This window comes from Streptomyces sp. NPDC059454 (genome assembly GCF_042749965.1).
GTDB lineage: Bacteria > Actinomycetota > Actinomycetes > Streptomycetales > Streptomycetaceae > Streptomyces.
The window spans coordinates 1-16,687 of the sequence record NZ_JBHYVC010000099.1 but is presented as its reverse complement, the minus strand read 5'-3'; the positions used below and the strand labels follow the sequence as shown (position 1 = coordinate 16,687).

Sequence of the window (16,687 nt, the reverse complement as noted above, 5' to 3'; positions counted from 1 at the left end):
GTTCGAACCCAGTATCGCCCACCGGATCATCAGGCGGCCCCGCTCACCAGTGGGGTGGCGGGCCGCCGTGTGGGTTTGGGGGGGGGGGGGGGGTTTTGGGGGGGGGGCCGGGGGCGGCGCCCCGGCCGGCGTTCATTGGGGGGGGGGGGGCCATCCCCCCCTTGGGGGCCCCCCCCGGGCCCGCCCCCCCCCGGGCCCCCCCCGCCGCGGACCCTTGACCGGGGCCCGCGGGCACCGGCCGGGAGCCGTCCCTCCCGGCCGGAGACTTCGACGGGGCTCAGCCCTGCGCGGCGATCCGCGCCAGCCGCTGGGCCTCCGTGCGGGTGGAGCGGGCGATCTCGTCCTCGTCCGCGGTGAGCAGGCGGCCGTTCTCCACGATCTGCCGGCCGTTGACGAAGGACGCGGTGACCGGGGCCGCCGCGCCGAGGACCAGCGCGGTCACCGGGTCGGCGATGGAGGCGTGCGCGAGGGTGTCCATCCGCCACAGCACCAGGTCGGCGAGCTTGCCCGGCTCCAGGGAGCCGATCTCGCCCGCCCGGCCGAGCACTTGGGCTCCGCCGTACGTCCCGAGGCGCAGCGCCTGCCGGGCGTTCAGGGCGGCTTCACGGCGGGGGCCGAGGCGGTTGACGAGCAGGGCGTTGCGCAGTTCGGTGTGGAGTTCGCCGGACTCGTTGGACGCGGTGCCGTCGACCCCGAGGCCGACCGGGACGCCGGCGGCGAGCAGGTCGGGGACGCGGGCGATGCCCGCCGCGAGGCGCGCGTTGGAGGAGGGACAGTGGGCGACTCCCGTCCTCGTACGGGCGAAGGCGGCGATGTCGGAGTCGTTCATGTGGACGCAGTGCGCCATCCACACGTCCTCGCCGAGCCAGCCGGTGGACTCGAAGTAGTCGGTCGGGCCCATGCCGAACAGCTCGTGGCAGAACTTCTCCTCCTCCACGGTCTCCGAGCCGTGGGTGTGCAGGCGCACGCCGAGGCGTCGGGCCAATTCGGCTCCGTCCCGCATCAGTTCGGTGGACACGGAGAAGGGTGAGCAGGGGGCGACGGCGACCTGGGTCATGGCGTCGGAGGAGGCGTCGTGGTGCCGCCGTACCGTCTCCTCGGTGGCGGCGAGCGCGTCGTCGAGGGTCTCGACGGCGAAGTCCGGGGGCAGTCCGCCGTCCTTCTCGCCGCGGTCCATGGAACCGCGGGCGAGGGTGAAGCGGACGCCCATGTCACGGGCGGCGCCGATGACGGCGGCGGACAGGTCTCCGGTGCCCCGCGGGAAGACGTAGTGGTGGTCCATGGCGGTGGTGACGCCGCCGCGGGCCATCATCGCGAGCGAGCCCCGGGCCGCCGCACGCACCATCGGCTCGTCGATGCGCGCCCAGGTCGGGTAGAGGGCGACGAGCCAGTCGAAGAGGCTGTGGTCGGTGGCCAGGCCCCGGGTGATCCACTGGTAGAAGTGGTGGTGGGTGTTGACCAGGCCGGGGGTCACCAGGTGCCCGGTGGCGTCGATCCGGCGGACGACGTTCTCCAGGCCCTCGGGAGCCGTGCCCGCGCCGAGCGACTCGATGCGGTGGCCGGCGAGGACGACGTGTCCCGACGCGTATTCGGTGTCCTTCGCGTCGACGGTCGCGATCGCGCAGTTCTCGATGACGATGCGCCGGTCTGCTGCCATGGTCCGTCCTTTTCGCGTACGCCGAAATGCCGTGCGGTCAGAGGTTGGTGAGGTCCACCGGGATGCGCGCCTCGCAGCCGTCCCGCAGGACGGTGGCCTCGATCAGGCCGTAGGGGCGGTCGGCGGCGAAGTACACAGCTCCGTCGGCGGTGTCGTTCTCGAGGCCGAAGGGCTCCAGGTCCACCAGGAAGTGGTGGCTGTTGGGGAGGGAGAAGCGGACCTCGTCGATCTCGTCGCGGTGGTCGATGATCCGCGCGCCCATCTCGTACATCGTCTGCTGCAGGGACAGCGAGTAGGTCTCGGCGAAGGCCTGGAGCAGGTGCTTCCTGGTCTCCTCGTAGGACGTCTCCCAGTCGGGCATCTCCTGCCCGTCGTCGGTCCAGTTGAACCGCCAGCGGCCGGAGACCGAGGTGGCGAGGATGCGGTCGTGGGTCTCCTCGAGCGTCGTGTACTCGTCCTTGACGTAGCCCCGGAACTCGGAGTCGGTGGAGTTGAGCACCGTGAGGTCCTTCAGGCCGGAGACGACCTCCCACTTCTCCCCGTCGTACGTGATCTGGGCGAGCCGGGTCTCCTGGCCCTTGCGGACGAAGGAGTGCTCGCCCTCGCCGGCCGCCTCGATCCGCTCCCAGGCGTACTCCTCGACGCGTATGCGCGCCCGGTGGATGGGCTCCTGGGAGGTGACGAAGTGGCGGGCGAGGTGGATGCCGAACTGTTCGGCGGACTCGATGCCGTGTTCCTTGGCGAAGGCGAACACGGTGTTCTTGGTGGTGTCGGTCGGCAGGACGTGGGCGTTGGATCCGGAGTAGTGGACCTCGTCCATGTCGCCGGACAGGGCGACGGAGACGTTCAGGTCCTTGATGTGGTGGGTGGTGCCGTCCCGCGTGATCCTGACGACCCGGTTCTCCGCCTTGCCGTACTGGTTCTGGCCCAAGATGGTCGGCATGTAGCTAGCTCCCTCGGTACACGGAGTAGCCGAACGGGTTGAGCAGCAGCGGTACGTGGTAGTGCTCGCCCGGTACGACGGCGAACGTGACCGCCACCTCCGGGAAGAACACTCCGGCGCCGCTGTCCCGATGCGCGGGGGCGTCCTGCCGTACCTCGGCTTGGTTCTTCGCTGATTCCTCGACGTACGGCTCCACCGCGAAGTCGAGCCGTACGTGGGTGGTTCCCTCCGGCGGGGCCGGCAGGTCCTCGCACCGCCCGTCCGCGTCGGTCACGGAGCCGCCGAGCGCCCGCCAGTCCGCGTCCCGGCCCGAGCGGGCGGCGAGGCGGACGGCGACCCCCTCGGCGGGGCGGCCGGCGCTGGTGTCCAGGATGTGCGTGGACACGGAGGCGGTGGTGTCGGTGCTCATGTGCGTCAGTCCTCTTCGGCTTCGGCTTCGACGAGACGGGCCAGCCGGATGCGGTTGATCTTCCCCAGTTCGGTGCGGACGATCTCGCGTTCCCGCTCCGGCGCGTTGCCGAGGCGTTCCCTGACGGCGTCACGCAGCTGCTCGCCGGTCCGGCCGGTGGCGCAGATGAGGAACACATGGCCGAACCTCTCCTGGTAGGCCAGGTTCAGTTCGAGCATCTCGGCCTTCAGCCCCTCCGGTGCGCCGGCCATGCCGCTCTGTTCCCTGGCGGAGGCCGGGTCCCCCGGTTTCGGGCGGCCGATCGGCGGGTGCCCGGCCATCGCCTCTTCGAGGTCGGCCGGGGTCAGGCCGGCCGCGGCGGCGTCGCTGGTGGCGTACAGGTTGTCGGGGGTGGGGTACGGGCGGGCGGCGAGCAGTCGGCGGGCCCATGCCGTGGAGGCGCAGACCTCGTGGAGTGCGGCGAGGGCCGCGTGTTCCTCCAGGGCGTTGAAGCGGGCCAGGCCCGGGGGTGGGGAAGTCGACGTCACGGAAGCCTCCGTGGCCGCGAGCGGCCTTCGTGTCGAGCGGGCGTGCCGACAGTGAACGCCGTCACGGGGAGCACGTCAACAGTTTGTTGAAGATTCGGAGGGCGAAAGAGGAGCATCCGCCGACCGGGGGACTCAGGCACCCTTCTCACGGTTGAGGTAGTTGTAGACGGTGAAGCGGCTGACCCCCAGCGCGCTCGCCACGGTCTCCACGCCGTGCCGCACGGCGAAGGCGCCGCGCGCCTCCAGACCGCGCACGATCTCCTGCTTGGCCTTGCGGTCCAGGTCCGCGAGCGGCCTGCCCTTCCTGCGTTCCAGCGCCGCGAGGATGTGGTCGAGGGAGTCCGCGAGCTGCGGCAGCCGCACGGCGACGACGCCGACGCCCTCCCAGGAGAGCACCACGTCGTCGGCTCCGGCCTCGTCCGGCGGGACCATCTCGCCGCCCATGGCGTCGACCAGCGGCTTCACCGCCGCGATGAAGGCCTCGTCACCGGTGCCGGTCACCGGTCGACCTCCTCGACGACGTCGACCTGGAGCGAGATCCGGGTGGCGCCGGCCGTCAGCGTCCTGTGCGGCAGCGCGTCCACGGCGCCGAGCACCGCGTCGGCGCCGCCCTCGGCGGTGTCGCCGAACGGTCCGACGTCCACCGCGTCCGGCCCGGCCGCCTCGACGACCTCCCACGCCACCACCGCGTGCGCGGGCGCCTCGTCGAGGCCGAAGGGCTCGGTCGTGAACTCCACTCTCCATCGCACGCGCACAACCTAACGCGCGGCGCGGTTTCCGGGACCGCCGGGAAGCCGGGCGAAGGCCTCAGGGAAGCCGGGCGGAGACCGCCGGCGGTCCGGCCCTCTTGACAAGCCCGGAGGGCCGACGGCAGCCTTCCATTGAGCAGAAAGCATATTCCGCCATACGAAATTCAGGGAAGGGTACATCCGATGGGATTCGCAGACCGGCGCTTCACCGTCAACCTGTCGATCCTCTTCACGGAACTCCCGCTCCTGGAGCGCCCGGCGGCAGCCGCCGCGGCCGGCTTCACCGCGGTCGAGCTGTGGTGGCCCTGGGCCGACTCCCCCGTCCCCGAGCGGTCCGGGCTCGACGCGCTGCGGAAGGCGGTCCAGGACGCGGGCGTACGGCTCACGGGCCTGAACTTCTACGCCGGACAGCTGCCCGGTCCCGACCGGGGCGCACTGTCCGTGCCCGGCGAGGAGTCGGAGCGGTTCCGCGCCAATATCGACGTGGCCGCCGATTTCGCGCGGTCCCTCGGCTGCACGGCCCTCAACGCGCTGTACGGCAACCGGGTCGACGGCGTGGACCCGGCCGAACAGGACGCGCTGGCGCTGGAGAACCTGGTCCTCGCCGCCCGGGCCGCGAGCCGGATCGGCGCGGTCCTGCTGATCGAGGCGCTGAACAGGCCCGAGTCGCCGCTGTACCCGCTGGTGTCGGCGCCGGCCGCCGTGGAGGTCGTGGACAAGGTCAACGCGGCCACGGGGCTGGGCAACACCCGCCTCCTGATGGACCTGTACCACCTGGCGAGGAACGGCGAGGACCTGCCGGCGGTGATCGACCGGTACGCCGGGAAGACCGGGCACGTACAGATCGCCGACAGCCCCGGCCGCGGCGCCCCCGGCACCGGCTCGCTCCCGCTGGAGGACCTGCTGGACCGGCTGGGCAAGGCCGGATACGAGGGCTGGGTCGGTCTGGAGTACAAGCCCGGCGACCGTCCCGGTGCGCAGGCCTTCGACTGGCTGCCCCGCTGACCGGAACCCTCGTACGGAGAGGCACCCTCACATGAGCAACCTTCCCAAGGTCGCCTGGATCGGCCTCGGCATCATGGGCTCCCCCATGTCCGAGAACCTGGTCAAGGCGGGCTACGACGTCACCGGCCACACCCTGGAGCGGGAGAAGCTGGACCGGCTGGCCGCCGCCGGCGGCACCGTGGCCGGCTCGATCGCCGAGGCGGTGCGGGACGCCGACGTGATCGTCACGATGGTTCCCGCGTCCCCCCAGGTCGAGGCCGTCGCGTACGGTCCCGACGGCATCCTGGAGAACGCCCGGTCCGGTGCCCTGCTGATCGACATGTCCTCGATCACCCCGCAGACCTCGGTCGACCTGGCCGCCGCCGCGAAGGAGAAGGGCATCCGGGTGCTGGACGCCCCCGTGTCGGGCGGTGAGGCGGGCGCGGTCGAGGCGGCGCTGTCCGTCATGGTCGGCGGTGAGCAGGCCGACTTCGACGAGGCGAGACCGGTCTTCGAGGCGCTGGGGAAGACGATCGTGCGGTGCGGTCCGCACGGCTCCGGCCAGACCGTGAAGGCGGCCAACCAGCTGATCGTCGCCGTGAACATCCAGGCGTGCGCCGAGGCCGTGGTCTTCCTGGAGAAGTCCGGCGTGGACCTGACGGCGGCGCTCGACGTCCTGAACGGCGGCCTGGCCGGCTCGACCGTGCTGACCCGCAAGAAGGACAACTTCCTGAACCGGGACTTCGCGCCGGGCTTCCGGATCGACCTGCACCACAAGGACATGGGCATCGTCACCGACGCCGCCCGTGCCGTCGGCGCGGCGCTGCCCGTCGGTGCCGTGGTCGCCCAGCTGGTGGCGAGCCTGCGCGCACAGGGCGACGGCGGTCTGGACCACTCCGCGCTGCTGCGGGCGGTCGAGCGGCTGTCCGGCACGCGGATCTGACCGGCCCGTGCCGCTCACCGGCCTCCGGGCGGCACCGGCGCCGACGCCGACACCTGCTTGCGGCGCCCGGGGTGCGGACGGTCCCGCCTCCGGGCGCTCCGCGGCGTCCGGAGTGCGGATCCGTCCGGCGCACAGCAGCCTGGGGACATGGCACATCCCACGGAGCATCCGCACATCGTGGTGCACTCCCCGGCCCTGGACGGCTCCCGACGGGTCACCTCCGGCGACGACACGCTGGGCATCGCCACGCACGTCGACGACGTGGGCGAGATCCTGCGGCTGGCCGACCTGTACGTCACCGATGTGGAGGAGACCGACCTCATCGAGTGGCAGGGCGGCGGCCCCGACGACTGGCCGGGGCTGTCGGAGCACCACGAGACGACCTGAACGCCGCTACGGCATCGGCCGTACACCGGCTACGCCACCCTCAAATGAAGCTCTGAAGGCGGCCCGGAAGGCTTCGACCACCACCACGGACGGGCACACTCCTGGCACACGGGGCCCGCCGGCACGGGGGCGGCGGGCCCCTGTCGAGGGGGTGTCCTGCCATGGCCGACACCGGGGGCGTCCGGGGGACGCCGCACGAGATCGCCCTGCTGGCCGACGGCCCGCGCGCCGCGGTCACGGTGGCCGTCGTCGCCCTGCATCTGCGGGGCGCGGTCGAGGCGGGCGCGCCGGGCACGGTACGGGCGGTCGACGGGGAGGCCGGGCGTGCCCTGCCCCCGCTGCCGCCGCCCGGGGTCGTGCTGGAGGACCTCCAGGGCCGGGCGGAGGCCGTCACGGGCGCGATGCGGGCGTCGTACCTGGAGAGCGCGGTCCACCACTGCCTGGCCGAGCCCTCCGCGATACGGGAGCTGGTCCGGCACCAGGATGTCCGCTGGGCGCTGGCCGAACTGCGGGTGGGGCTCGCGGAGGCGGGCATGCTGCGGTACCCGCTGCTGCTCGGCCCGACCACCGCGGCCCGCCGGCGACTGAGGGCGCTGCGCAGGGCGTATCCGCTGCCGTCGAGCCGGCACGGCCGGCCGGACGACGAGAAACTGCTCGCCGTCGCCCTGCACGGCAAGGACGCCCTGCTCGTCTGCGTCCCGCGCTTCGCCCTCCGGGCGGGCCTGACCGACCGGGTCGACATCAGGGACAAGGGCCTGCGTCACTCCCCGGGCGGCGGCACCTACGGCGGCGGCGCGGGCCACACGTACTGCGGAGGCGGCGGCGGAGGCTGTGGCGGCGGGGGCGGCTCGGACTGAACCCGGCCCGGGCCTGTCCGGCGGACCCGGGCCGAGCGGGTCCACGGTGCGCCCGGCCGGCCCCGCACCCTTTGCGGCTCGGCCACCGCGAGCGGGCGTCGTCGCCCGGCACACGCGCCGCGCACGCGGTCTGCCGCGCGACGGAAAGCGAGGGCGACGCGCCCGTCGTACGAGGGTGCCGGCCGGGTCGGCGACGCCTGGAAGGGGCCTCGCCGGCCGGGCCGGGAGAGCACGGGCGGGGGCGGCCCTTCCCCGGACGGGCCGCCCTTCACGTGCGCGCGGGTGCCGTCAGACCTTCAGTGTCCTGATCGACGTCGGGGCGTGTCCCGGCTCGGTCGCGAGGTCCTCGAACTCGACGACGTCGCCGATGTCGTTGGTCGTCGACATGGAGATGTCGGTGACGCGTTCCAGGATGGCCTCCACGACGACCGGCACCCGGAACTCGGTCGCGAGCTTCTTGGCCTGCTCCAGGGCCGCGCCCAGTTCGTTCGGGTCGGTCACCCGGATCGCCTTGCAGCCCAGGCCCTCGGCGACCTTGACGTGGTCGACGCCGTAGACGCCCAGCTCCGGGGAGTTGACGTTCTCGAACTCCAGCGTGACCTGGAAGTCGATGTCGAACGCCCGCTGCGCCTGCCGGATCAGGCCCAGGTAGGCGTTGTTGACCAGGACGTGGACGTACGGGATCTTGTGCTGCGCCCCGACCGCCAACTCCTCGATCATGAACTGGAAGTCGTAGTCGCCGGACAGGGCGACGACCTGTGCCCGGGGGTCGGCCTTCGCCACGCCCAGCGCGGCGGGGACGGTCCAGCCGAGCGGGCCCGCCTGGCCGCAGTTGATCCAGTGCCGCGGCCGGTGGACGTGCAGCATCTGGGCGCCGGCGATCTGCGAGAGGCCGATGGCGGAGACGTACCGGGTTTCGGGGCCGAAGGCCTTGTTCATCTCCTCGTAGACCCGCTGCGGTTTGATCGGGACGTCGTCGAAGTGCGTACGGCGCTGGAGCGTGGCCCGCTTCTCCTGCGCGGCGGCCGCCCAGGCGGAGCGGTCGGGCAGCCCGCCTTCGGCCTTCAGTTCCTTCGCCACCTCGACGAACAGCTCCAGCGCGGCGCGCGCGTCGGAGGCGATGCCGTAGTCGGGGGCGAAGATCCTGCCGATCTGGGTGGGTTCGACGTCGACGTGGACGAACGTCCGTCCGGCCGTGTAGACGTCGAGTCTTCCGGTGTGCCGGTTGGCCCAGCGGTTGCCGATGCCGAGGACGAAGTCGGACTCCAGGAAGGTCGCGTTGCCGTAGCGGTGCGAGGTCTGCAGGCCGACCATGCCGGCGTTGAGCTCGTGGTCGTCGGGGATGACGCCCCAGCCCATCAGGGTCGGCACGACCGGGGTGCCGGTCAACTCGGCGAACCGGACGAGCGGTTCGGCCGCGTCGGCGTTGATGACCCCGCCGCCCGCCACGATCAGTGGGCGCTCGGCGGCGTTCAGCATGCCGAACGCCTTCTGGATCTGGGCGCGGCTCGCGGCGGGCTTGCAGACCGGGAGCGGCTCGTAGGTGTCCGGGTCGAACTCGATCTCCGTCAGCTGCACGTCGATCGGCAGGTCGATCAGGACGGGGCCGGGGCGGCCCGAGCGCATGAGGTGGAAGGCCTTCTGGAAGGCGCCGGGGACCTGCGCGGCCTCCAGGACGGTCATGGCCATCTTGGTGACCGGCCCCGCGATGGCGGCGATGTCGACGGCCTGGAAGTCCTCCTTGTGGATCACGGCGGTCGGCGCCTGGCCGGTGACGCACAGGATCGGGATCGAGTCGCCGGTCGCGGAGTACAGGCCGGTGATCATGTCGGTGCCGGCCGGTCCCGAAGTGCCGACGCACACGCCGATGGTGCCGGGGTGGGTGCGGGTGTAGCCCTCGGCCATGTGGGAGGCGCCCTCCACATGGCGGGCGAGGGTGTGGGTGATGCCGCCGGAGGCCTTGAGTGCCGCGTAGAAGGGGTTGATCGCCGCGCCCGGGACACCGAACGCGTCGGTGACGCCCTCGCGCCTGAGGATTTCGACTGCCGCGCGGGCAGCGGTCATTCGAGCCATCGAGTACTCCTGCTTCGACTGTCGGAATCGCGCTCCGGTCGCGCCCCGCGGCGAGCTATTCCAGATTACGGAAAATATTTTCTACTATCTGGAATGAATGTAGGGCGGGTGGCCGGACCCGTCAAGAGAGGCCCCGCCAGGAGAGGGCAAGTGCCGGGCACACGGCGGACCGGTGGAGGACGATGGACAGCACCTCGAGAACACCGGAGGGGAACCATGTCCGAGAGCGTGCCGGTGCGCTGTCCCGACTGCCGGCGCTCGCACCGCTACACGGCACCGTCGTACCCCTGTGCGTGCGGCGCGCCCGTCACACCGCCGCTGGATCTGGACGGGGTACCCGGTCCGGCCGGGCATCGCGCCTGGGACGAGGAGTGGGTCACCGTGCGGTGCGGGCACTGCGGGCTCCGCGGCGAGTGGCCGCGGCCGGAACTGGGGTGCCCGTGCGGGACGGTGCTGCTGATCCCGGTGGCCGGCCCGCAGGCGTCCGTACCGGTCCATGCCGCGCGGGACGCGGTCACGGCCGCCGTGCGGTACCTGCGCCGGCTCGGCCACGAGGACGTCCGCCGCGCCGAGGGGCGTTCCCCGTCCGGGATCGGCCTGGCGGGCCGTGGTGTGCTCGCCCGGGTCGACCCGTCCGCGCGTCCGGCGACCCCGCGGGACGTGGAGTGCCTGTGGCTGGCGGCGATGACGGAGTCCGCGACGTGCCTGTACTTCTCCGTGGGCGGATACGACGAGGAGGCCCGGGCTCGTGCCGACGCACTGGGCGTCCCGCTGTTCCTGCTCGGCCCCGGCGGCACCCCGCGACCGGTGAACGGTCCCGCCGGCGCACTGGACGCCGACGGGACCTGAAAACCCGGCGGCGGGCCCGCCACGAGCGCCCGATACTCGGCGGATGCGCGTCCGCCCCGCCGCCCCCGGCGAACTGCCCGCCCTCCAGGACCTCGAGCGGGTCGCCGGCGCCCCGTTCCGCGACGTCGGCATGCGGGACATCGCCGACGACGAACCGCCCGCCCCGGACGTGCTGGAGCGCTACCAGGTGAATCCCTTGGGCATCTGCGTCCGCAGAGGTCTTCCGGTGTGGCTGTACGAGGTGACGACGGCCTTCATGCCCTGGCTGCCGCTGATCTGGACCGGGCGCAGGATGTCGTCGTAGCTGTAGGTGATTCCGCGTCCCAGGACGCCTCGAACTGCCCTCGCACCCGGTCCTTGTCCGGATCGGTCACATCGTTGGCCCGCAGCTTCGGCAGACCGCGCACGCGTTTGGCCGTCCCCGCCCGGGCACACGCGCCGCCCGGGTCCCGCGTCAACTGCGACATCTTGATCTGCGCGGGCGGACGGTTGCAGTTCACCCGCAGATGGGCCGCGTCCGAGAACCGCTTCCAGGTGCGGGGGTCGCCCTCGCTGGTGGCCCGCATGCCGAAGGTGAGGGTGGACCACTTCTGCGCGGCTGCCTGCGCGACCACGCTTTTCACTTTGAACTCGGCGTCGGCCGCGGCGCAGCCGTCGGCGCCGTGGGCGAAGCTGCGGTTCTCGATGTGGTCGCCCCGGAACCCGGAGGCGTTCTGCGAGTTCCAGGTCGTGGAGGCGTTGATCCCCTTGGTGCGCCACAGCTGCACCTCCCGCGCCTGGCAGGAGGCGGCGTGCGTCTCGCGCACCACGGACTCCGCCGACAGGATCGACTTGCCCGCGAACCACGAGGCGGGAATCTGGCGGAAGAGCCGCTTGGTGTCGTACGGCTTGCAGCGCTCCCACCTGTCCACGGGCAGCGGGCCGTCCGGGTGAGCGGACTTTCCAGGTCCCTTCGGGCGGACAGTCGATCTCCCTGTCCGGTACTGCTTTTCGCCCCTCGGACGGGGGCCGCCGGCCCTCGGTCTCCGCGTCGGTGTCGGTGTCAGTGGTGACTGCGATGCTGACGGTATGACCCCTTGGAACCTGCTCGATCTCGACAGGGCCTTGCGCGCCGGCTGGGCCGCTGACACTTGCTCCCCTGACGACCTGGAACGCTCCGGCCGGCAGCCGGAGAACCCGGCCTGGGGGCACTGCGACATCACGGCTTTGGTCATCAATGACGTCTTCGGCGGCGACCTCATGGCGGGCGAGGTGCATTTGAACGGCGTCCGGCACGGCTTTCATATGTGGAACCGGCTGGCCAGCGGCATCGAACTCGATCTGACGCGCGAGCAGTTCCAGCGAGGCCAGACCGTCACTGAGGGCCGTGTGGTGGAACGCCCGCCGGGCCCTCTGCGCCGCTGGGACGAGTACCTTCTGCTGCGCCGGCGGGTCATCGAGCACCTCGGTTCCCTGCCGGAGCCCGCTGTGTGAGCTCGGCCGCGGGGTCGGCCCGGCTGATCCGGTGGAACGACGCCCTGGCCGCCGGCGGCCAGGGCCAGTCGTAGCGAGGAGCCTTCGGTCAGGACGATGCGTGCGTGGTGCAGGAGCCGGTCGACGACGGCGGTGGACAACGTCTTCGGCGTGATCGAATCGAAGCCTGACGGGTGCAGATCCGAGGTCACGATCATGGACCGGCGTTCGTAGGCTGCATCGATCACGCGGTGGAACGCCTCTGCGGCAGCTTGCCCGGACGGCAGCATGCCAATGTCGTCGACGACGACGAGGCCGCACCGGGTGATCTTCACGAGGGCCTTGGAGACGGTGTTGTCGACGGCCGCCCGCCCGAGGTGGGCGGTGAGCGATTCGAGGGTGAACCGGGCGACCTTCATCCCCTCGTCGATCGCCTTGTTCGCCGACGCCTCCGCCAGGTGGCGACCTGGTCGGAGCGGCGGGCCGGCGCGGCGAAGGACAGCCGGGTCTCGTCGCCGTCCTCCTCGACAAGGTGCGGCGCGGTGCGGTCGTTGCCGTCCGCGATCACGTCGAACCAGTCGAGCGCCCAGTTGAACCGCTCGGGCCGGGGCCAGGTGAGGTCCCGGTGGCGGTGGCGTAGTCCTCACGGTGTTCCGGCAGGAAGTCCCGGGCCCTGCGGAACGCCTCCGTCGCCGTCGTCGTGCCTCCTCCTCGTACCGGACCATTGCCGGGCGGCTCCGCCCCATCGTGTAATCCGTGAGAGGAGTCTCACCACCCCGAGCGGCGGGGCGACTCGCCGGACAGGGTGGTTGCCATGGGTTTGCGGTGTTTTTCCATGACGGGCATTACCAGCGGTACGACTTTGGATTTACCGTTGCACGGCCCGCTGTAATTTGCCTCACTACACGGTCCACCCGGAATTAAGGAGCCTGTTGCCTAATATTGGCCAGGACACGCCACACGGAGGGGAGCGGTGACCGTGCGACGGGACTTCAAGGAGCCTGCCAGGTGCCGCCCCGACCTGGTCATAGGCCGGGAAGAGCTGTACGCCGAGGCACGGGAGCAGCTCGCCCGTGGGGGCAGCGTGCTGCTGCACGGCCCGGCGGGAATAGGAAAGTCGACCGTGCTGCGGGCACTTGCGGCGGAAAACGCCGGTGCGACGGGGACGGTGTTGCGCTGCTCGGCCACGGAGTCCGAATCACATCTTCCGTTCCTGGCGCTGGCCGATCTGTTCGGTCTGGTCCTCGACAAGGTCTCCGTCCGGCTGCCCGCCGCCCAGCGCACCGCCCTGGAGTCGGCGCTCACCGGGCGCGGCGAGTCCACCCTCCAGCGGGACGGTCTGGCGCTGCGCCTCGCGGTGCTGTCGATGCTGCGGGCGCTGGCCGCCGAGGGGCCGGTCCTGATCGTCGCCGACGACCTCCAGTGGCTGGATCCGGCCAGCGCCGAACTCCTCGGCTTCGCCGCCCGGCGGCTCGGCGACAGCCCGGTGCGGATGCTGTGCGCGGTGCGCACGGACGGCGAGGAGTACGACCGTCATCTGCGCGCCTGCCCGCCGGACACGCTGGCGGTGCGGCTGGGCCCGTTCTCCCGGACCCAGGTGTCCGCGCTCCTCGACCACCGCGGCTACACCGCTCTGTCCCGCTCCACGGCCCGTGACATCCACCGCACCAGCGGCGGCAACCCGCTGTTCGCCCTCGAACTGGCCCGCGCCCTCGCCGAGAGCCCCACCCGGCCCAGACCGGGCGAGCCGCTGCCGGTGCCGACCTCGCTGCGGGCCCTGGTGCTGAGCCGCCTGGAGATGCTGTCGGACGAGGCGCGCCGCACCCTGCTGGTGGCCAGCGCGGGCGCCCGCCCCACCCTGGCGCTGCTGCACGCGGCCGGCCGGGAGAACGCCGAGGCGGAGACGGCGCAGGCCGCCGCGCTGGGGCTGCTGGCGACGGACCCGGAGGAGCCGGCGCTGCGGTTCGCGCACCCCCTGATCTCGGCCGCGCTGTACGCGGAGGCCCCGGCGCGGGAGCGGCGGGCGGTGCACACGGCGCTGTCCACGGCGGCCTCCGACCCCATCGAGCGGGCCCGGCATCTGGCGCTGGCCGCCACCGGCCCCGACCCGGAGGTGGCGGCCCGGCTCGCCGGGGCCGCCGCGCTGGCCCGGGACCGCGGGGCGCCCTCCGTCGCCGCCTCGCTCGGACTGCTCGCCGCCCGGCACACCCCGGCCGACGGCGGGCCGGCCCCCGACGAGCGACGGCTGCAGGCCGCCGAGGACGCCATCACCGCCGGCGAGGCCGACCTGGCCCGGGACATAGCGCGCGAGGTGCTGACCCGGGCGACGGCGCCCGCGGAGCGGGTGCGGGCGTGGATGGTGGTCATCGAGGCGGCCGGGCAGGCGCTCGGCGAGGTCGACGCCGTGTTCCCGCAGGTGCTGGCCGACGCCGGCGACGACCCCCGGCTGCTGGCCCTCGTCCACTACCAGCTGGCCTGGCGGGAGGTGGTGGTGGACGGCGACTTCGCCAAGTCCCGGCAGGAGGCCGCGCACGCGGCGGAGCTGGCCGCGCGGGGCGGGGACCGGCGCACCGAGCTGATGGCGCTCGCCTTCCAGTCGTCCACCGAGACCCTGATGGGCCACCCCGACGCCCCCGCGACCATCCAGCGGGCGCTCCAGGAGCCCCAGGACCCCGATGTCGCCTGCCACCACAACGGCGCCGCCATGGCGAGATTCCGCTGGCTGCTGATGAGCGACCAGCTGCCGCAGGCCCGTACCGCCATCACCGCGCTGCTGCGGGAGGCGCGGCGGCGCGGCATGGTGGAGAGCGAGGTGCACTTCTCGCGGCTGCTCGCCGACACCGAACTGCGTTTCGGGCACTGCGGCCGGGCCCTGGACCTGGCCCGCGAGAGCCTGCGGCTGGCCCGGGACTCCGGGATCGGCGAGAGCGCGTCGGCCATGCTCGCCTCGCTCGCGGAGGCGTCGGGCGGGGACGTGGACCGGGCGCTGACGCTGGCCCGCGAGGCCGCGGACCACGCCGAGGTGGACGGTGACCAGTTGTACCTCTCCCTCGCCCTGGCCGCCCTGGGCTACGCCCAGTTGGTGGCGGGGGACACGCAGGCCGCCGTCCGTTCGCTGCGCCGGGTGCGGGAACTGGAGCACGGCATGGGCATCAGCGACCCGGCGCGGGGCCGCTGGCAGGGCGACCTCGCCGAGGCGCTGGTGCGGATCGGTGAGCCCGGCGAGGCGCAGGAGATCATCGACGTCACCCGGGTGCACGCGCTGCGCCTGAACCGCGCGAGCGTCCTCGCGGTGCTCGACCGGGCCGAGGCGCTGGTGCGCGCGGCACGCGGTGAACACCAGGCGGCACACGCGCAGTTGGCGTCGGCGCAGGAGCGGCTCGCCAAGCTGGGTCACGGCCTGGAGGAGGCGCGGGCCGCCTTCGCGCTGGCCCGGCTGCGCGGCGGGCGGGGGTCGGCGCCGACGGCGTACGACGAGGCCGCCCGGCTGTTCCGGCGCTGCCGCGCGCTGCCGTGGCTGCGCCAGGTGGAGCGGGCCGTGGCCGCCGGTCCCGCGGAGCCGGAGACCGTGCCCGCCGCCGCACCGGGCGTCCTGGACGGACTGGCCGCGATGGAGCGGCAGGTCGCCGCGCTGGTCATGGAGGGCGCCACCAACCGGGAGATCGCCGGCCGCCTGTTCATCAGCGTCAAGACCGTCGAGGCGACCCTCACCCGGGTCTACCGCAAGCTGGGCATCCGCTCCCGGGTCGACATCGTCCGCCTGGCGGCGGGCCGTCGCACGACGTAGCCCCGCGGGGCACCACTGGCGCAACCGAGGGTTTTCCCTGCCCCAACTCCCTTAGGGGGTTCCCTCATTGGGACGATCGCGCTCCGGGTCGTAGCGTAACGGTGTGCCGCTCGCCGGGCACACGGGGGCCGGTCCCGAGGCCCTCGTGCTCGACCCCCCACCCCGCGCGCCCCCCACCGGCCGTCCCGTGAGGAGACCCATGTCCGGGCTCACCCGTGCCAAGAAGGCCGCCGCCGTCGCGGCGACCGCCGCCGCCGCCGCGACGGCGCTGATCGCCGCCCCCTCCGCCGTCGCCGCCCCGCAGCCGATCGTCGGCGGTACGACGACCACGGCGTCCGCGTACCCGTTCATGATGCAGATCACCGACGCCTCGCAGAACCAGTTCTGCGGCGGCACCCTCGTCTCCCCCACCAAGGTGGTCACGGCCGCGCACTGCATGGTCGGCGAGACCACGGGCAGCGTGCGCGTGGTCGGCGGGCGCACCTACCGCAACGGCACCGACGGAACGGTCGCCAGAGTCAGCAGGATATGGATCCACCCCAGCTACAGAAGCGTCACCCGGGGCGACGACGTGGCCGTGCTGACCCTGTCGACGTCGATGCCGTACACCGCGGCGCCCTACGTGTCCTCCTCCGACACCTCGGTGTACGCGGCCGGCACGACCGCCCGCATCGTCGGCTGGGGCACCACCTCCTCGGGCGGCGGCTCCTCCAACCAACTGCGCACCGCGACCGTGCCGACCGTCTCCGACACCAGCTGCCGCGGTTCCTACGGCGGCCGGTACGTGCAGAGCGACATGGTGTGCGCCGGCTACTCCTCCGGCGGTGTGGACACCTGCCAGGGCGACAGCGGCGGACCGCTGCTGATCGGCGGCCGGCTGGCGGGGATCACCTCCTGGGGCGACGGCTGCGCGGCGGCCGGCTACCCGGGCGTCTACACCCGGCTGACCACGTTCTCCGCGGACGTGACGGCACAGGTCAACGGGTGACGGACACCCCCATGAATTCCTGAGCACCCCTCAGGCGGCAGACCAGGGGGGGGGGGGGGTCGCCGGTGGAGCAGCGGCGGTA

General features: G+C 72.6%; 17 protein-coding genes and 2 pseudogenes. 9 read left to right on the top strand and 10 right to left on the bottom strand.

Going from position 1 to position 16,687, the window contains the following annotated elements; translation table 11 throughout:
- Window positions 1–277 precede the first annotated feature (277 nt).
- From ACFXAE_RS35125 to ACFXAE_RS35100, 6 genes are all read right to left on the bottom strand, one after another.
- Window positions 278–1,657 carry an 8-oxoguanine deaminase gene (locus ACFXAE_RS35125; RefSeq protein ID WP_384723416.1) on the bottom strand — a complete coding sequence of 460 codons (1,380 nt, stop codon included), beginning with the start codon at window positions 1,655–1,657 and terminating at the stop codon, window positions 278–280.
- A 37-nt stretch (window positions 1,658–1,694) separates the two neighbouring features.
- Complete coding sequence (pucL, locus tag ACFXAE_RS35120; protein WP_384723413.1) at window positions 1,695–2,600, bottom strand: factor-independent urate hydroxylase; 906 nt, start codon at window positions 2,598–2,600, stop codon at window positions 1,695–1,697.
- Window positions 2,601–2,604: 4 nt separating this feature from the next.
- Complete coding sequence (uraH, locus tag ACFXAE_RS35115; protein WP_384723410.1) at window positions 2,605–3,009, bottom strand: hydroxyisourate hydrolase; 405 nt, start codon at window positions 3,007–3,009, stop codon at window positions 2,605–2,607.
- A 5-nt stretch (window positions 3,010–3,014) separates the two neighbouring features.
- Complete coding sequence (gene uraD, locus ACFXAE_RS35110) at window positions 3,015–3,536, bottom strand: 2-oxo-4-hydroxy-4-carboxy-5-ureidoimidazoline decarboxylase (protein WP_384723407.1); 522 nt, start codon at window positions 3,534–3,536, stop codon at window positions 3,015–3,017.
- Between the two features lie 132 nt (window positions 3,537–3,668).
- Window positions 3,669–4,037 (bottom strand): helix-turn-helix domain-containing protein, encoded by a 369-nt coding sequence (locus ACFXAE_RS35105; protein WP_384723404.1) that lies wholly within the window; start codon window positions 4,035–4,037, stop codon window positions 3,669–3,671.
- Window positions 4,034–4,285 (bottom strand): hypothetical protein, encoded by a 252-nt coding sequence (locus ACFXAE_RS35100; RefSeq protein ID WP_384723401.1) that lies wholly within the window; start codon window positions 4,283–4,285, stop codon window positions 4,034–4,036. The genes ACFXAE_RS35105 and ACFXAE_RS35100 overlap by 4 nt, the downstream gene beginning before the upstream one ends.
- 183 nt (window positions 4,286–4,468) lie before the next feature.
- On the opposite strand from ACFXAE_RS35100, the gene ACFXAE_RS35095 reads away from it, so the two are divergent.
- The 4 genes from ACFXAE_RS35095 (at window position 4,469) to ACFXAE_RS35080 (ending at window position 7,456) form a co-directional block, all read left to right on the top strand.
- The gene (locus tag ACFXAE_RS35095; RefSeq protein WP_384723398.1) at window positions 4,469–5,290 is read left to right on the top strand and encodes a TIM barrel protein; all 822 of its coding nucleotides are present in this window, start codon (window positions 4,469–4,471) and stop codon (window positions 5,288–5,290) included.
- Between the two features lie 31 nt (window positions 5,291–5,321).
- Complete coding sequence (locus ACFXAE_RS35090; protein ID WP_384723395.1) at window positions 5,322–6,212, top strand: 2-hydroxy-3-oxopropionate reductase; 891 nt, start codon at window positions 5,322–5,324, stop codon at window positions 6,210–6,212.
- Window positions 6,213–6,359: 147 nt separating this feature from the next.
- On the top strand, window positions 6,360–6,599 hold the full coding sequence (locus ACFXAE_RS35085) for a hypothetical protein (protein ID WP_073931105.1): 240 nt from the start codon (window positions 6,360–6,362) through the stop codon (window positions 6,597–6,599).
- 161 nt (window positions 6,600–6,760) lie between these two features.
- Window positions 6,761–7,456: a TIGR04222 domain-containing membrane protein gene (locus ACFXAE_RS35080; protein ID WP_384723392.1), complete on the top strand. Its 696-nt coding sequence runs from the start codon at window positions 6,761–6,763 to the stop codon at window positions 7,454–7,456.
- A gap of 288 nt (window positions 7,457–7,744) precedes the next feature.
- On the opposite strand, the gene gcl is transcribed toward ACFXAE_RS35080, so the two are convergent.
- The gene (gcl, locus tag ACFXAE_RS35075; RefSeq protein WP_384723389.1) at window positions 7,745–9,529 is read right to left on the bottom strand and encodes a glyoxylate carboligase; all 1,785 of its coding nucleotides are present in this window, start codon (window positions 9,527–9,529) and stop codon (window positions 7,745–7,747) included.
- Window positions 9,530–9,745: 216 nt separating this feature from the next.
- On the opposite strand from gcl, the gene ACFXAE_RS35070 reads away from it, so the two are divergent.
- Together ACFXAE_RS35070 and ACFXAE_RS35065 are read left to right on the top strand one after the other, a co-directional pair.
- Window positions 9,746–10,378, top strand: a complete 633-nt coding sequence (locus tag ACFXAE_RS35070) for a hypothetical protein (protein WP_384723386.1) — start codon at window positions 9,746–9,748, stop codon at window positions 10,376–10,378.
- Window positions 10,379–10,421: 43 nt separating this feature from the next.
- Complete coding sequence (locus ACFXAE_RS35065) at window positions 10,422–10,682, top strand: hypothetical protein (protein ID WP_384723383.1); 261 nt, start codon at window positions 10,422–10,424, stop codon at window positions 10,680–10,682.
- Here ACFXAE_RS35065 and ACFXAE_RS35060 read toward each other — a convergent pair.
- On the bottom strand, window positions 10,633–11,289 hold the full coding sequence (locus ACFXAE_RS35060) for a hypothetical protein (RefSeq protein WP_384723380.1): 657 nt from the start codon (window positions 11,287–11,289) through the stop codon (window positions 10,633–10,635). The genes ACFXAE_RS35065 and ACFXAE_RS35060 overlap by 50 nt on opposite strands.
- A gap of 157 nt (window positions 11,290–11,446) precedes the next feature.
- Here ACFXAE_RS35060 and ACFXAE_RS35055 point away from each other — a divergent pair, with 157 nt between their 5' ends.
- A complete protein-coding gene (locus tag ACFXAE_RS35055) occupies window positions 11,447–11,851 on the top strand; it encodes a hypothetical protein (RefSeq protein WP_384723377.1) in 405 nt (134 codons plus the stop codon).
- Window positions 11,852–11,976: 125 nt separating this feature from the next.
- Here ACFXAE_RS35055 and ACFXAE_RS35050 read toward each other — a convergent pair.
- Window positions 11,977–12,261, bottom strand: a pseudogene (locus tag ACFXAE_RS35050) (ATP-binding protein); the annotation flags it as partial.
- An 11-nt stretch (window positions 12,262–12,272) separates the two neighbouring features.
- Window positions 12,273–12,490: pseudogene (locus tag ACFXAE_RS35045) on the bottom strand (AMP-dependent synthetase); the annotation flags it as partial.
- A gap of 313 nt (window positions 12,491–12,803) precedes the next feature.
- Here ACFXAE_RS35045 and ACFXAE_RS35040 point away from each other — a divergent pair.
- Both ACFXAE_RS35040 and ACFXAE_RS35035 read left to right on the top strand, forming a co-directional pair.
- Window positions 12,804–15,617 carry an AAA family ATPase gene (locus ACFXAE_RS35040; protein WP_384723374.1) on the top strand — a complete coding sequence of 938 codons (2,814 nt, stop codon included), beginning with the start codon at window positions 12,804–12,806 and terminating at the stop codon, window positions 15,615–15,617.
- A 199-nt stretch (window positions 15,618–15,816) separates the two neighbouring features.
- Window positions 15,817–16,605, top strand: a complete 789-nt coding sequence (locus tag ACFXAE_RS35035; protein ID WP_384723371.1) for a S1 family peptidase — start codon at window positions 15,817–15,819, stop codon at window positions 16,603–16,605.
- Window positions 16,606–16,687 lie beyond the last annotated feature (82 nt).